The 14,285-nt window shown below is 61.3% G+C and carries 14 protein-coding genes; 9 read left to right on the top strand and 5 right to left on the bottom strand.

Translation table 11 applies throughout. The features are described 5' to 3' along the window. Nucleotides 1-3: 3 nt before the first annotated feature. Nucleotides 4-495: an anthranilate 1,2-dioxygenase small subunit gene (gene antB, locus KW062_RS04025; RefSeq protein ID WP_105754883.1), complete on the bottom strand. Its 492-nt coding sequence runs from the start codon at nt 493-495 to the stop codon at nt 4-6. 2 nt (nt 496-497) lie between these two features. Beyond that, nucleotides 498-1,886: an anthranilate 1,2-dioxygenase large subunit gene (gene antA, locus KW062_RS04030; protein ID WP_105754882.1), complete on the bottom strand. Its 1,389-nt coding sequence runs from the start codon at nt 1,884-1,886 to the stop codon at nt 498-500. Nucleotides 1,887-2,287: 401 nt separating this feature from the next. Between antA and KW062_RS04035 the strand changes: the two genes are divergently transcribed. Next, nucleotides 2,288-3,295, top strand: coding sequence for an AraC family transcriptional regulator (locus tag KW062_RS04035; RefSeq protein ID WP_027619292.1), 1,008 nt, complete (start codon nt 2,288-2,290; stop codon nt 3,293-3,295). 46 nt (nt 3,296-3,341) lie between these two features. On the opposite strand, the gene KW062_RS04040 is transcribed toward KW062_RS04035, so the two are convergent. After that, nucleotides 3,342-3,815, bottom strand: a complete 474-nt coding sequence (locus KW062_RS04040) for an Lrp/AsnC family transcriptional regulator (protein WP_027619293.1) — start codon at nt 3,813-3,815, stop codon at nt 3,342-3,344. 187 nt (nt 3,816-4,002) lie between these two features. Between KW062_RS04040 and kynU the strand changes: the two genes are divergently transcribed. The 3 genes from kynU (at nt 4,003) to KW062_RS04055 (ending at nt 8,142) form a co-directional block, all read left to right on the top strand. Continuing rightward, nucleotides 4,003-5,253 (top strand): kynureninase, encoded by a 1,251-nt coding sequence (gene kynU / locus KW062_RS04045; RefSeq protein ID WP_027619294.1) that lies wholly within the window; start codon nt 4,003-4,005, stop codon nt 5,251-5,253. Nucleotides 5,254-5,355: 102 nt separating this feature from the next. Further along, nucleotides 5,356-6,666, top strand: coding sequence for an OprD family porin (locus tag KW062_RS04050; protein WP_105754881.1), 1,311 nt, complete (start codon nt 5,356-5,358; stop codon nt 6,664-6,666). Nucleotides 6,667-6,729: 63 nt separating this feature from the next. Then, nucleotides 6,730-8,142 carry an amino acid permease gene (locus tag KW062_RS04055; protein ID WP_027619296.1) on the top strand — a complete coding sequence of 471 codons (1,413 nt, stop codon included), beginning with the start codon at nt 6,730-6,732 and terminating at the stop codon, nt 8,140-8,142. Between the two features lie 4 nt (nt 8,143-8,146). Here the strand turns inward: KW062_RS04055 and KW062_RS04060 are convergent, their stop codons facing one another. Further along, nucleotides 8,147-9,040 carry a LysR substrate-binding domain-containing protein gene (locus tag KW062_RS04060; RefSeq protein WP_105754880.1) on the bottom strand — a complete coding sequence of 298 codons (894 nt, stop codon included), beginning with the start codon at nt 9,038-9,040 and terminating at the stop codon, nt 8,147-8,149. A gap of 86 nt (nt 9,041-9,126) precedes the next feature. Here KW062_RS04060 and KW062_RS04065 point away from each other — a divergent pair, with 86 nt between their 5' ends. After that, nucleotides 9,127-9,891, top strand: coding sequence for a sulfite exporter TauE/SafE family protein (locus tag KW062_RS04065; RefSeq protein WP_105754879.1), 765 nt, complete (start codon nt 9,127-9,129; stop codon nt 9,889-9,891). Here KW062_RS04065 and KW062_RS04070 read toward each other — a convergent pair. After that, nucleotides 9,881-10,195 (bottom strand): putative quinol monooxygenase, encoded by a 315-nt coding sequence (locus KW062_RS04070; RefSeq protein ID WP_027619299.1) that lies wholly within the window; start codon nt 10,193-10,195, stop codon nt 9,881-9,883. The two genes, KW062_RS04065 and KW062_RS04070, sit on opposite strands and share 11 nt — an antisense overlap. A 203-nt stretch (nt 10,196-10,398) precedes the next feature. On the opposite strand from KW062_RS04070, the gene KW062_RS04075 reads away from it, so the two are divergent. From KW062_RS04075 to KW062_RS04090, 4 genes are all read left to right on the top strand, one after another. After that, nucleotides 10,399-10,989, top strand: a complete 591-nt coding sequence (locus KW062_RS04075; RefSeq protein WP_027619300.1) for an NAD(P)H-dependent oxidoreductase — start codon at nt 10,399-10,401, stop codon at nt 10,987-10,989. 83 nt (nt 10,990-11,072) lie between these two features. After that, on the top strand, nt 11,073-11,975 hold the full coding sequence (locus KW062_RS04080; protein WP_105754878.1) for a LysR family transcriptional regulator: 903 nt from the start codon (nt 11,073-11,075) through the stop codon (nt 11,973-11,975). 59 nt (nt 11,976-12,034) lie between these two features. Continuing rightward, complete coding sequence (locus tag KW062_RS04085) at nt 12,035-13,495, top strand: N-acyl-D-amino-acid deacylase family protein (protein WP_105754877.1); 1,461 nt, start codon at nt 12,035-12,037, stop codon at nt 13,493-13,495. A 55-nt stretch (nt 13,496-13,550) separates the two neighbouring features. After that, nucleotides 13,551-13,913 (top strand): glyoxalase superfamily protein, encoded by a 363-nt coding sequence (locus KW062_RS04090; protein WP_027619303.1) that lies wholly within the window; start codon nt 13,551-13,553, stop codon nt 13,911-13,913. The last annotated feature ends 372 nt before the right edge of the window (nt 13,914-14,285 follow it).

Raw genomic sequence — 14,285 nt, forward strand, 5'->3', positions numbered from 1 at the left:
TCCTCAGAGGTGGTAGAAATCGAGCACCGAGTTGATGGTGTCGTTGAGCAGCAGCACGTGCTTGCGGGCGATCAGCCAACTGCCGTCATGGGGCGTCAGGTGATAGGTGGCGGTGCCGTAGAACTGTTCGGAAGTGGCCAGGCGATAGAACAGCGTGTGCCAGTTCAAGCGCACTTCCAGCTCACCCTGGGGCAGTTCATTGATACGTACGTTGTTGATCAGGTGCAGGGTGCGCGGCAGCGGTGTGGCCGAGGCGGCCTTGCCGGTGCGCAGGCGGAACACCCGGTCTTCCAGGCCGGAACGGTTGGCGTAGTAGATCAGCGACATCTCGCGCTTGGGGTCCTGGGTATAGACGTGCTCCGAATCCCACTGCGGCAAGTGGAACTCGCTCTGCTCGGCGAACAGCTTGAGGTAGGCGTCCCAATCCTTGGCGTCGCACAGCTCGGATTTACGGTAGAAAAATTGCTCGATCTGGTACTGCAATTGCGCATTCATGGTTACACCTCACGGAGTTTCAGGGATTTCGCGTCCAGGCCGTCGAGCAGGAATTTCTGCCAGTTGGCGTGCTGGTTGACGTAAAGCCCCTCGTGGGTGAACTCGGTGCCGGTCATCGCCGGCTGAATGCCGATCGCCTCGCTGTTGGGCGTAGGGCCGGTTTCCCAGCGATGGCTGCCTCGGGAAATATCACTCCAGCGCTCCAGACGGGCCTGGAAACCGCGTTGGGCTTCGCGGAATTCCACCAGATCGTCCGGCGTGCCGAGCCCGGAGACGTTGAAGAAATCCTCGAACTGGCGGATGCGGTTTTCGCGGTCGGCGGCCGACTCGTTTTTCACCCCCAGGCACTGGCTGATGATTTCGGTCTTGTTCCACGCCACCGGGCGAATAATGCGCAGCTGCGAGCTGATCTGGTCGAGGAAGAACAGGCTCGGGTAGATGTTCAGGTTGCGCAGGCGATGCATCATCCACTCGGCTTTCTGCTGGCCGTATTCTTCGATCAGGCGCGGCATGATGGTCGCGTAGCCGGAGCGCACCGAGGGGTTGGGCATGTCGCTGAACAGCACACTGTGGCCGTTGTTGAAGGCGAACCAGCCGTCGTCGGTGTTGGCATCGCCGGCCCCCAGTTTGCTGTAGTCCAGGGTGCTGCCGTTGCTGGTGCCGTTGTCGCTGTTGACCTGCTGGCGGTGTTGCACGGTGGCCACGTAGTTATAGTGCACGGTGCTGACGTGGTAGCCATCGAGGCCGTTTTCGTTCTGCAGTTTCCAGTTGCCGTCGTAGGTGTAGGCCGACTTGCCGGGCAGCACTTCCAGTTCACCGGTGGGCGACTGGGCAACCATCATGTCGAAGAACACTTTCGAGTCGCCGAGGAAGTCTTCCAGGCTGTTGTCGCCATTGACGTCGAGGCTGATGAAGACGAAACCCTTGTAGCTCTCGATGCGAGCTTTTTTCAGGCCGCGAGTGGCCTTGTCGAAGCCTTCCGGGTATTCGCCCGGCGCCTTGACCTTGACCAGCCGGCCATCGCTTTTGTAGCACCAGGCGTGGAATGGGCAGGTGAAGGTCGACTGGTTGCCCTTGCCGACGCGGGTCAGGGTTGTGCCGCGATGCTGGCAGGCGTTGATCAGGGCGTTGAGCTGACCGTCACCGTCACGGGTGATGATCATCGGCTGGCGTCCGGCGCGCATGGTGATGAAGTCGTGGTTATTCGCCAGCTCGCTTTCGTGGCAGGCGTAGATCCAGTTCTTCTCGAAGATCAGTTCCATTTCCAGGTCGAACAGCTGCGGTTCGGTGAAGATGTCCCGGGCAATGCGGAACACCCCTTCGGCCGGACGGAAGTCCAGGCAGCCTTCGATAAATGATTTCCATTGCTCGACGTTTTTCTCGCCACTCATGGGTGTGTGCCCCTTGTTTTTGTTCAGGCTAATCGGTGCGCCCATTAGAGAGAGTGGGACGGGTGGGGGTCTATCCGCTTAGTCGGCGAAGGCAGTCCATAAAATTCACGGCTGCCTTAGTGCGCATTTTTGGCGGGTAACAACGGGTGCATTTTCTGGGCGGCGAATACTCAATTTCCTGCGCCAGTTGATGAACGGGCGCACTGATGTCGCGCATTGATGTACTGTTTTGCCCAGTCTTGAATGCGCGGGTCGGCTTCTGGGCGTGGCGTTATCCACTTAGTCGGTGATTGCTATCCATCGGCTCAGCGCGCGCGTTCGCTGGTCTGGAATTTGCTCTGTTCAAGCCAGAGGTGCGCCGTCAGAGCGCGCTGAAAAAATATTGCCGTGGGTGCGCCGTGATGAGTAGCAAAGCCGATCCGCAAAGTCGCGATATTCGTATCGATCACTATGACCTTGAAGGGGCCAGGACCTGGATGTCCGGTATCTGCGGCCCGCATCGCCTGGAAACCGCGACGCCAGAGCGGATTCGTTTTCACCACAGCGCAAACGTCTTCAAATCGATGGCCACCACCTTGGGCACCATCGAGTACGGCACCGACGTGACCGTCGATATCGAGGACGCTGAGCACTTCAGCAGCTACAGCCTCAGCCTGCCGTTGGTGGGGGAGCAGGAGCTGCGCAAGAACGGCGCCTTGCTCAGGTCCGATCGTGATCAGGGGGTAATCATTTCGCCCAACGAAAACCAGGTGCTGGCAATTTCCGGAGATTGCCGCAAGGTCCAGGTGGTGATCACCCGCGCGGCCATGAGCGAGTCACTCGAAGGCATTCTGCAACGCCCGCTGGACGCGCCACTGCGCTTCGAGCCGTTGATGGATGCGGTGGACGGTGCCTCGGCGGCGTGGTGGCGGATGGCGCGCTATTTCATCGCCGAGCTGGAGCACAACAGCGCGCTGTTCGATCAGGTGACCTTCACCCGCGACATCGAAAGCTCGCTGATCAAGGGCCTGATCCTCGCCCAGCCGAACAACTACTCCGATGAGCTGCGCGAGGTGCTGGGGGTCAAGGTGCCGCACTACCTGGTCCGCGCCAAACAGTACATCCACGACAACGCCCGCGAAGCGCTGTGCCTGGAAGATATCGAAATGGCGGCGGGGGTTTCGCGCTTCAAACTGTTCGAGGCGTTCCGCAAATACTTCGCGCTGTCGCCAATGGCCTATCTGAAGAAACACCGCCTGAACGCGGTGCGCCAGGACCTGCTGGAACACGGCCAGGCGCGCAACATCTCGGAAATCGCGATGGCCTGGGGCTTCACCCACATGGGCCGGTTCTCTGCTGAATATCGCAAGTTGTTCGAAGAGTCGCCCAGCGCCACGGTGCAGCGCAACGAGTCGCGGCGGATGCGTTGAGTCCGATTCCAACTGAACCCGGGTTTGGGCCCCTGTAGGAGGGGGGTTATTTGCGCACCACTAAATCCAGCAAATCATCACGCTCCTTGATCTTCTGCAGAACGATTTCCGAGCGGATATCGGTGACCCCCGCCGTGCGATTCAACTTGCCGACGATGAAGTCCGAGAAGTGCTTGAGGTTGCGCGCCTGGACCCGCAGTACATAGTTGCTGGCGCCCGTCACCACATAGGCGGTGGCGACTTCCGGCCATGACTGGACCTTCTTGATAAAGGTCTCGTGCCAGTCATCCACATCCTGGCGCAGCGACACATGAACGATCGCCTCCAGCTCCACGCCGAGGCGCTCGGCGCTCAGTTCGGCGCGATAGCCAGTGATGATTCCCTCACTCTCCAGCAAGCGCAAACGGCGCAGGCAGGCCGAGGGCGACAGCGAAACCTTCTCCGCCAATTCCTGGTTACTGATGCGGCCGTCCTGCTGCAGAAAGTGCAGGATCCGCAGGTCTGTCGAGTCGAGTGTCATGGTTTGAATAAATCCGCGTTTTTGTCGGTGGAATTCGAATTTTCTTCGAGATAACTACTATACGGCCTCGCACTTTGCACGAAAATTCTCCAATGCTTCGTTCATTATTTGCTCATCGTGCTGATGCTTGAACGCCTGTGAATACGGCGTGCACCGGCCGCATGACATTTAAAGAACAGGACCGACAATGACCACAAGAAACGATTGCCTGGCGCTCGATGCACAGGACACCCTGGCTCCCCTGCGTGATCAGTTTGCGCTGCCCGAAGGCGTGATCTACCTCGACGGCAACTCCCTTGGCGCACGTCCGAAGGCGTCCCTTGAGCGCGCGCAGGCGGTGATCGCCGAGGAGTGGGGCAACGGTCTGATTCGCAGCTGGAACAGCGCTGGCTGGCGCGACCTGCCACAGCGTCTGGGCGATCGTCTGGCCAGCCTGATCGGTGCCGGTGACGACGAAGTGGTGGTCACCGACACCACCTCGATCAACCTGTTCAAGGTCCTCGGCGCGGCTCTGCGGGTACAGGCCGAGCGTGCGCCGCAGCGCAAGATCATCGTCAGCGAATCGAGCAACTTCCCCACCGACCTGTACATCGCCCAGGGTCTGATGGACCTGCTGCAGCAGGGCTACAGCCTGCGCCTGGTGGATGCGCCCGAAGAGCTGACCCAGGCCATCGACCAGGACGTCGCCGTGGTGATGCTGACCCACGTCAACTACAAGACCGGCTACATGCACGACATGCAGGCCATGACCCAATTGATCCACGAGTGCGGCGCGCTGACCATCTGGGACCTTGCCCACTCGGCCGGCGCGGTGCCGGTGGACCTGCGCGGGGCCGATGCCGACTACGCCATCGGCTGCACCTACAAATACCTCAACGGTGGCCCAGGCTCGCAAGCCTTCGCCTGGGTCTCGCCGAAGCTCTGCAATCTGGTCGCGCAACCGTTGGCCGGCTGGTTTGGGCACACCCGTCAGTTCGCCATGGAGTCGGCCTACGAGCCAAGCCAGGGCATCGCTCGCTACCTGTGCGGCACCCAGCCGATCACCTCGCTGGCGATGGTCGAATGTGGCCTGGATATCTTCGCCCAGACCGACATGCAGAGCCTGCGTCGCAAGTCCCTGGCCCTGACCGATCTGTTCATCGAACTGGTCGAACAGCGCTGCGCCGCCCACGACCTGAAACTGGTGACCCCGCGTGAGCACGCCAAGCGTGGCAGCCATGTCAGCTTCGAGCATCCCGAAGGTTATGCGGTGATCCAGGCGCTGATCGCCCAGGGCGTGATCGGTGACTACCGCGAACCGCGGATCATGCGATTCGGCTTTACCCCGCTGTACACCAGCTTCACCGAGGTCTTCGATGCGGTGCAGATCCTCGGCGAAATCCTCGACCAGAAAACCTGGGCGCAAGCGCAATTCCAGGTTCGCCACAGCGTGACCTGACACCCCCGGGATGCCTCGATCCTGCTGCCGCTTTTGCCGGCAGCGGGATCTTGTCGTCTGAACAAAAGTTCTGTGCAAACACAATAATAAGGAGCACGCAGAATGAAATTGTCCCTTTGGCTCGCCTTGCCGCTCGCCATCAGCAGTAGCCTTGGTCAATGGGCGGTTGCCGCCGACAGCGGTTTCGTCGAAGACAGTAGCCTGACCCTGACCAACCGCAACTTCTATTTCTACCGCAACAACCTCAACAACCCCGGCGGCCAGAACTACCGGGAAGAGTGGGCCCACGGGATCATGCTCGACTACAGCTCCGGCTACACCCAGGGCAGCGTCGGGTTCGGCATCGACGCGTACGCGCAGTTGGGCCTCAAGCTCGACAGCGGCCGTGGGCGCACCGGCACCGGTTTGTTGCCGATCGACTCCGATGGCCGTCCCGAGGATGAGTACTCCGAGGCGGGCGGTGCAGTGAAAGCGCGTATCTCCCAGACCGAACTCAAGTACGGCAACCTGACCCCGCTCAACCCGGTGTTCGGCACCGGCAACGCGCGTCTGTTCACCCAGCATGCCAATGGCTTTCAACTGACCAGCCAGGAGCTGCAAGGGCTGCTGCTCGACAGCGGGCACTTCACCTCGGCCAGTGACAGCAACTCGAGCAACCACGACGGTGCGCTCAAGGCCCTGTACGCCGGAGTGGAAACCCGCAGCGTCGACTACCTCGGTGGTCGCTATGCACTGAGTGACCAGCTGAGCTTCAGCCTCTACGGTTCGGAGTTCAAGGACATCTGGCGGCAGTACTACGCCAACACCAACTACAGTTTCGCGCCCGGCGAAAACCAGTCGCTGAACGTTGATTTCAACCTGTACCGCACCGACGACACCGGGCAAAGCCTGGCCGGGAAAATCGATAACACCACCTGGTCGCTGGCCGCCGCCTACCAGCTTGGCGCCCAACGCCTGACCCTGGCCTACCAGCAGGTCGACGGTAATGAGCCGTTCGACTACCTGGGCTTCGATCGCCAGCCGGGTACGTCGATCTTCCTCGCCAACTCGATCCAGATTGTCGACTTCAACGCGCCCAACGAGCGTTCCTGGCAACTGCGTTATGACCTCGACATGGCCGCCTTCGGCGTGCCGGGGTTGAGCTTCATGTCGCGCTACGTCAACGGTGATCACATCGACGACAGCCACTACGATGGCGGGCCCAACGGCGCTTATGGGCGTTACGGCAGCGATGGCAAGCGCTGGGAGCGCGACATCGAGGCGCGGTATGTCGTGCAGTCCGGCAAGGCCAAGGACCTGTCAGTGCGGATCCGCCAGGCCAGCCTGCGCTCCAGCGCCCAGGTAGCCAGTGCCGACACCACCGACAACAACGAAGTACGGGTGATCATTGAATATCCATTGAATATTCTCTGACCCATGGCGGTATCGCCAGGGACTGGCTCTCTCCAAGAAAGACAAAATGCAGAGGCGTGAACGATGAGCGACAACCGCGGTTTCGAAACGATCTCCAACCGTGAGCAGGGCCTCAGGCGCCAGCTCACGTCGGGGCAGATGAGCATGATCGCCATTGGCGGGGCGATCGGTACCGGGCTGTTCATGGGCAGCGCCTACGCCATCGGCTATGCCGGGCCGAGCGTGCTGCTGAGCTATGCCATTGGCGCGATCATTACCCTGTTGTTGATGGGCTGCCTGGCGGAAATGACCGTGGCCCATTCCACCTCCGGTTCGTTCGGTGCCTATGCCGAGTTTTACATCAGTCCGCTGGCCGGCTTCCTGGTGCGCTACGCCTATTGGGCGGCGATTGTGCTGGCGGTCGGCACTGAAGTGACGGCGGTGGCGATGTACATGAAGTACTGGTTCGCCAACGTGCCGGAATGGATCTGGATCGTCTCGTTCTCCAGCGTGCTGATCGTGCTCAACGCGATCAGCGTCAAGACCTTCGGCACCTTCGAATACTGGTTCTCGACCATCAAGATCGGCGCGATTGTCGGCTTCATCATTCTCGCGGTGTACGTGGTGTTCGGCTCCGGCAACCCGGAGTACGGGGTGCAGAATTACACCGCTCATGGAGGCTTTTTCCCCAACGGTCTGAGCGGCATGTGGGTGGCGGTGATCGTGTCGATCTTCAGCTACCTCAGCGTGGAAATGATCGCGGTCGCCGCCGGTGAGGCCGAGGATCCGGAGCGCGCGGTGAAGAAAGCCTTTCGCGCGACCATCGTGCGCCTGGTGGTGTTTTACCTGCTGACCCTGGCGCTGATGCTGGCGATCGTGCCGTGGATTCAGGCGGGCAAGGCGCAGAGTCCGTTCGTCACGGTGATGCAGACCATCGGTATTCCTGGGGCTACCGGGGTGATGAACTTCGTGATTTTGATCGCCGCCTTGTCGGCGATGAACAGCCAGCTCTACATCACCACACGCATGATGTTCAGCCTGTCACGCGGCGGTTACGCACCTAAGTCCATGGGCGTGCTGAGCAAGAGCGGCATCCCGCTCAACGCCTTGCTGCTGTCGAGTTCGGGGATCGCCCTGGCGACACTGTTGAACCTGCTGTACCCGGAGAGCTCGTTCACCCTGATGATGGCGATCTCGATGTTCGGCGCGATCTTCACCTGGTTCATGATCTTCCTCACCCACTACTGTTTCCGCCGTTACCACCAGCGTCATGGCGAGAAAAAACTGTCGTTCCGCATGCGCTTTTTTCCCTACACCACGTTGCTGGGCCTGGTGCTGATGGGGGCGGTGATGATCACCACCTACTTCACCGACGCGTTCAAGATGACCCTGGTGTTCGGCGTGCCGTTCCTGCTGATCTTGTCGCTGGTCTACGCGCTGTTTTTCCGTAAGGGCAAAGCCGGTGCAACGCTGGGGACGGTGCCTGACGAGGCGTGATCGGCTAACTCCCCTGCTGCGGCTGCAAGGCGTGCAGCAGGGCCTGGGCGTAGCGCGGCAGGGCGTCGAAGTCACGGGCGCACAGCAGTAAGGTGCGCTGGGCCCAAGGCTCCTGCAGGGCGAAAAATTTGAACGGCAGTGGCGCGGGGCAACGCTGCACCGCCGCCAACGGCACAATTGCCAGCCCCGCGCCATGGGCGACCATGCGCAGCACCGCGTCGAAGCCTTCAGCGCGAATCCGTATCGGCATGCGCAACCCGGCATGCAACGCCTGCTCCTCCAGATAAATCGCCAGCGCGCTGTGGGCATTCAAGCCGACATAGTCGTGGCCCAGGCTTTGGCTGAAGGTCACGGATCGAGCCTCGGCCAGCGGGTGATCCTTGGCGCAGACCAGCACCAGCGGGTCGTCGCGAAACGCCCGGGTCTGCAAACCCTGGGTATCCACCGCGTCAGAGACAACACCCAACTCGGCGGCACCCTCGCGCAGGGCGTGGGTGATGCGTTGGCTTGGCAGCTCCTGCAGGTCGATGTCGAGGTTGGGGTGTGTGCGCAGGAAGTCGGCGAGCAGTTCCGGCAGGTATTCGCTGAGCGCCGTGGTGTTGCACAGCAGGCGCACCTGGCCTTTGACGCCCTTGGCGTACTCTGCCAGATCCTGCTGCAAGCGTTCGGCTTGCAACAGCATCAGTCGCGCATGCCGGGCCAGCGCCTTGCCGGCTGGGGTCGGGCTGACGCCACGGCGACCGCGTTCCAACAAAGTGATGCCCAGCGACGATTCCATCGCCCGAATCCGTGCACTGGCCGCAGCCAGCGAAAGATGGCTGCGCAGCGCACCGGCGGTGATATTGCCGGCTTCGAGGGTGTTCAGGTATAGCCGTAAATCTATCAAGTCGAAGTGCATGGAATGTTCCTGGCTCTGTTAAAACAAGAGGCAGGCTCAGTATATGGCGAATTTTCAGCGCACCGGCAACGTTCGACAATGGCGCTATGAATACTCTCCTGGCGTTTTATCAAGACCTCGGTCCAGCCCTGTCGTTGCTGGTGATTGGCACATTCCTGGTGGCGGGAATGATCAAGGGGGTGATCGGCCTCGGCCTGCCGACCATTGCCATGGGGTTGCTCGGCCTGGCTATGGCGCCGGTGCAGGCAGCAGCCTTGCTGATTATCCCGGCGACCCTGACCAACCTCTGGCAACTGGCATTCGGCGGCCACCTGCGGGCGCTGCTCGTAAGGCTGTGGCCAATGTTGCTGGCGATTTTTCTCGGCACCGGCGCTGGCACCCTATGGCTGGGCATCGACGAAGGCCAATGGGTGGTGCGCGCATTGGGTGCGGCGCTGGTGTTGTATGCCTTGAGCGGGTTATTCCTGCCGACGTTGCGGGTCGGCAGTCGCAGCGAGCGCTGGCTGGGGCCGTTGTGCGGGATGCTGACGGGCGTCATCACCTCGGCCACCGGGGTTTTTGTGATCCCGGCGGTGCCGTACTTGCAGGCACTGGGATTGGGCAAGGATCAACTGGTGCAGGCGCTGGGCTTGTCGTTCACCGTGTCGACCCTGGCTCTCGCGGGCGGGCTGATGTGGCGCGGTGCCCTGAGCGGCGGTGAACTCGGCGCCTCGATGCTGGCGCTGATCCCCGCCGTGCTCGGCATGCTGCTGGGGCAATGGCTGCGTCAACGGATCAGCGCCGTGTTGTTCAAGCGGGTATTTTTCATCGGCCTGGGCCTGCTCGGCGGCCACTTGTTGATCAGCGGCTAGCGGACGACGGGCTGAGCATGTCGATGCGGCGGATCTCGAAGTCGCGCTCCAGGTAGTCCATGCGTTTGTCGAAGAACGCCTTCATGTGCGGCAGGTTCGAGTGCGTGTCGAGATGGGCCTGGGACTCCCAGATTTCATAGAAGATGAACAGGCTCGGGTCCTGCTGATCGCGCAGCATGTGGTACTCGATGCAGCCAGGCTCGGCGCGGCTGGGTTCGACGTAGGCGCGGAACAGTGCCTCGAACGCGTCGGATTGTTCCGGGCGGGTCTTGGCCTGCAGGATGAAGCCGTGTTGCTGAGTCATGGGATTTCCTCTGAAGGGGTGTGAGGAAATTCTACGGCAACAATAGGTGCTTCATTCGTGCGTATAGGTCAAATGTGATTTGCCGGTTCGTGGCTTATTCAGCCGGACCTCCCTCGATATTCTGCTCGCCATCGAAACACACCTTCTTGATCCCGCGACTGATCCACAGCGCGGCGCATTCAATCCAGATGACGAGGCACTCCATGAAAAAAGTTCTGTTGCTCAACGGTGGCAAGAAATTCGCTCACTCCGACGGTCGCTACAACGCCACCTTGCACGACGCGGCGCTGGCGGTGCTGGATCGCGGCGGCATCGACGTCAAGGTCACTCATATCGACGAGGGTTACGACATCGCCGAAGAAGTGGCCAAGTTCCTCTGGGCCGATGTGATCATCTACCAGATGCCCGGCTGGTGGATGGGCGCGCCCTGGACCGTGAAAAAGTACATCGACGAAGTCTTCACCGAAGGCCACGGCAGCCTCTATGCCAGCGATGGCCGGACCCGTTCCGACGCCTCGCAGAAGTACGGCAGTGGCGGCCTGATCCAGGGCAAACAGTACCTGCTGTCGCTGACCTGGAACGCACCCCAGCAAGCCTTCGACGACCCAAGCGATTTCTTCGAAGCCCGTGGCGTCGACGCCGTGTACTTCCCGTTCCACAAAGCCAACCAGTTCCTCGGCATGACGGCCTTGCCGACTTTCCTCTGTGTCGACGTGATGAAGCGTCCGAACATCGAAGGCGACGTGGCGCGTTACGAGCAACACCTCAAGACCGTGTTCAACCTGCCGGCCTGACCTGCGCCGCGCCGCGTATCGAGCTACTATCGACGCCTTGGCCCGGGCTTCAGTGCCGGGCGGGTTCGACAGCGAGGGCAGCGGTGAAAGCCAGATCCGATGAGTTGCAGATTTTCGTCTGCGTGATTGAGTGCGGTTCGATTTCTGCTGCCGCCGAGCAGGTCGGGCAAACGCCCTCGGCGGTCAGTCGCACGCTGTCGCGCCTGGAAGCCAAGCTCGACACCACCCTGATCAACCGCACCACGCGGCGCATGGACCTGACCGAGGAGGGCAAGTACTTCTTCGAACAGGCCAAGCGCATTCTCGATCAGATGGAAGAACTGGAAGAGCGTCTGACCTCGCGACAGCAAACGCCTTCCGGACGGCTGCGGATCAACGCTGCGTCGCCGTTCATGCTGCACGCCATCGTGCCCTACATCGACGAATTCCGCCGGCTCTACCCGGACATCCAGCTCGAACTCAACAGCAACGACCTGATCATCGACCTGCTGGAACAAAGCACCGACATCGCCATTCGCATCGGCGCCCTGGCCGACTCGACCCTGCACGCCCGCCCGCTGGGCTGCAGCCCGTTGCACATCCTCGCCAGCTCGGCCTACCTGAAACAACACGGCACCCCGCGCAGCGTCGCCGAACTGGCCGGGCACTCGCTGCTCGGTTTCACCCAGACCGAAACCCTCAACCACTGGCCGCTGCGCCATGCGCACGGTGATCGCTGGGAAATCCAGCCGAGCCTCAGCGCCTCCAGCGGCGAAACCCTGCGCCAACTGGCACTGGAAGGCCAGGGCATCACCTGCCTGTCAGACTTCATGACCGCCGCCGACATCCAGTCCGGTCGCCTCATCCCACTGCTGGCCGAGGCCAACAGCGGCTACCGCCAGCCGATCAACGCGGTGTACTACCGCAACTCGCAGTTGGCGCTGCGGATTCAGTGTTTTCTGGATTTTATTCAGGGGAAGTTGGTGGGGTACGCGGGTGGAGGGTGATGCTGAAAATTTTGTCCAAGTAAATTCAGACGAAGCCCCTTTGCCGCTGGGAGACTGACATGCGGTACCACACCCTGATCCGCAACGCCTCGATCATTGACGGCAGCAACCGCCCGGCGTACTCGGCTGACGTCGGCATTCTGAACGGGCGGATCGAGCGTATCGGCGATTTGTCGGCCGACAACGCCGATGAGGTGGTCGACGCTCGCGGCCGGGTGCTGGCGCCGGGTTTCATCGACGTGCACACCCATGACGACACGGTGGTGATCCGTCAGCCGCAGATGCTGCCCAAGCTCAGCCAAGGGGTGACCACAGTGATCGTCGGCAACTGCGGGATCAGCGCCTCGCCGGTGAAACTGCGCGGCGATCCGCCGGATCCGATGAACCTGCTCGGCACTTCGGCGGCGTTCGTCTATCCGCGCTTCAGCGACTACCGCGCGGCGGTCGAGGCGGCTCGACCAACCCTGAATGTGGCGGCGTTGGTGGGGCACACGGCGCTGCGCAGCAATCATCTGGATGACCTGCAGCGCACCGCCAGCGCCGCTGAAATCAGTGCCATGCGCGAGCAGTTGCGCGAAAGCCTGGAAGCCGGTGCGCTGGGGCTGTCGACGGGGCTGGCCTATGCCAGTGCCTTTTCTGCATCCACAGATGAGGTGGTGCAACTGGCCACGGAGCTGGCGGCATTTGGTGCGGTCTACACCACCCATTTGCGCAGTGAGTTCGAGCCGGTGCTGGAGGCCATGGACGAGGCGTTTCATATCGGTCGCCAGGCCAAAAGCCCGGTAATTATTTCCCACCTCAAGTGTGCTGGCGCCGGCAACTGGGGGCGCAGTCCGCAGTTGTTAGCGGCGCTGGAGCAGGCGGCGCAGAGTCATCCGGTCGGCTGCGATTGCTATCCCTATGCCGCCAGTTCCTCGACCCTCGACCTCAAACAAGTCACCGATGCCCATCGCATCACCATCACCTGGTCCACACCCCATCCGCAGGTCAGCGGTCGCGACCTGATCGACATCGCTGCCGAGTGGGGCCTGTCCCTGGAGGATACGGCGCGGCGTCTGCAGCCGGCGGGCGCAGTGTATTACGGCATGGATGAGGCGGACGTGCGGCGGATCCTCGCGCACCCGCTGTCGATGGTTGGCTCCGATGGCCTGCCGGAAGACCCGTTCCCTCATCCACGGCTGTGGGGCGCCTTCCCCCGGGTGCTCGGGCACTTCAGTCGAGACCTCGGGTTGTTCCCGTTGCACACTGCGGTGCACAAGATGACCGGGTTGTCGGCGGCGCGTTTTGGCTTGAAGCATCGCGGCGAAATTCGCCAGGGCTATTGGGCCGACCTGGTGCTGTTCAACCCGGCGACGGTGCGCGATGTCGCGGACTTCAGCGACCCGCAGCGTTCGGCCGACGGCATCGACGGGGTGTGGGTCAATGGGGTGCGCAGTTACGTCGACGGGCAGGCCAATGGTCAGCGGCATGGGCGATTCCTGGCGCGAGAGGGCGACTTGCGCGCCGGCTTTAACGCCTGACACCTGATCGCACGGATTGTCTATGATGCTCTGCATTCAATCAGGGAGCATCACCATGGGTTTTGGAAAAATCACCCCGATCCTGCGGATCTTCGACGAGGCCAAGGCGCTGGAGTTCTACGTCGACTTCCTCGGCTTCAGTGTCGATTGGCAGCACCGATTCGAGGCCAATTACCCGCTTTATCTGCAGGTCTCGCGCGGCGGATGCGTGCTGCACCTCTCTGAGCACCACGGCGACGCCTCGCCGGGTGCGGCGCTGCGTATCGAGACCGATGCGCTGGACGCCTTTCACCAGGAACTGCTGGCGAAAAACTACCGCTATGCCCATCCTGGTATTGAGGACACGCCTTGGGATAGTCGGGAAATGAGCGTCAAGGATCCGTTTGGCAATCGGCTGGTGTTTGTCAGCACCTCGTAGGAGCGAGCCTGCTCGCGATGGCTGGGTATCTGATGTACCGCGGCGTCTGCATCGCTGGCAGGCCAGCTCCCACAGGGGCTGCGGTGTTCGCAATTCATTCGGCATGACACTAAACCTGTGGGAGCGAGCTTGCTCGCGAAGACGGCATGTCAGGCGAACCCACTTTGGCAGTTTGAATACTTCCGCTGGCAAGCCCCAAGCGCGAATGGTCCGACGGCCTTTGTGGGTTGTGCTGGATCTCGGCCACGGATACTCTTTGTGGGTCGCTGCCAATTCAGCGACCGGTTTTGACAGACCGAACAGATCTTGGCATGCAAGTGCCGCTATTCGAACCGTAGGCACTTTTTTTGTGTCCGCTGTTCTGATTTATGG

This window comes from Pseudomonas fluorescens, assembly GCF_019212185.1.
Classification (GTDB): domain Bacteria; phylum Pseudomonadota; class Gammaproteobacteria; order Pseudomonadales; family Pseudomonadaceae; genus Aquipseudomonas.